This window comes from Mycobacterium sp. NGS24 (genome assembly GCF_059813065.1).
In genome coordinates this window covers 1-684 of record NZ_JCALDW010000043.1, presented here as the reverse complement: position 1 = coordinate 684, position 684 = coordinate 1, and the positions used below count along the sequence as shown (strand labels likewise).

The window sequence follows — 684 nt, the reverse complement described above, 5'->3', positions numbered from 1 at the left end:
ATTCCGGCTCCTGCGGCACCGCCTTGGCCGCCGGCACCGCCCTGGCCGCCCTGGCCGCCGGCCTCGGGTGTGGCGCTGGAGGCGCCGGTGGTGCCGGTGGCTCCCTTGCCGCCGTTGGCGCCGTTGCCGCCGTTGCCGCCGGCGCCGATGGCGCCGTTGGTGCCGCCGTCGGTTCCGGTGCCGGCAGCGCCGGCGCCGCCGCCGTTACCGCCGTTGCCGCCGCGAGCGCCGGCGCCTCCGGTGGTGCCGGTGTTGTCACCGCCGTTCCTACCGTCACCGCCGTTGCCGCCTTGACCGCCGTTGCCGCCGTTGCCGCCGCCGGTTTGGCCGATCCCGGCGCCGCCGTCACCGCCGGCGCCGCCTTGACCGCCGTTGCCGCCGTTGCCGCCGTCGGTGGGCGAGGTCCCGGAGGTGGCGGTGATTCCGTTGGCCCCGTTGCCGCCATGGCCGCCGTTACCGCCCTGGCCGCCGGTACCGATGGCACCGTCGGCGCCGCCGTGGGTGCCGGTCCCGGCGGCTCCGGCGTCACCGCCGGTGCCACCCTTGCCGCCGACGGCGCCCGCACCACCACCAGCGCCGGTGTTGTTGCCGCCGTTGCTGCCCTGGCCGCCGGTCCCGCCGATACCGCCCTGGCCGCCGTTACCGCCACCGGTGTTGTCGATACCCACACCACCGGCACCGCCG

At 77.9% G+C, this 684-nt stretch carries 1 pseudogene; it reads right to left on the bottom strand.

The window, feature by feature from the left end:
* A pseudogene (locus AC5Y6Y_RS25750) lies at window positions 1–684 on the bottom strand (hypothetical protein); the annotation flags it as partial.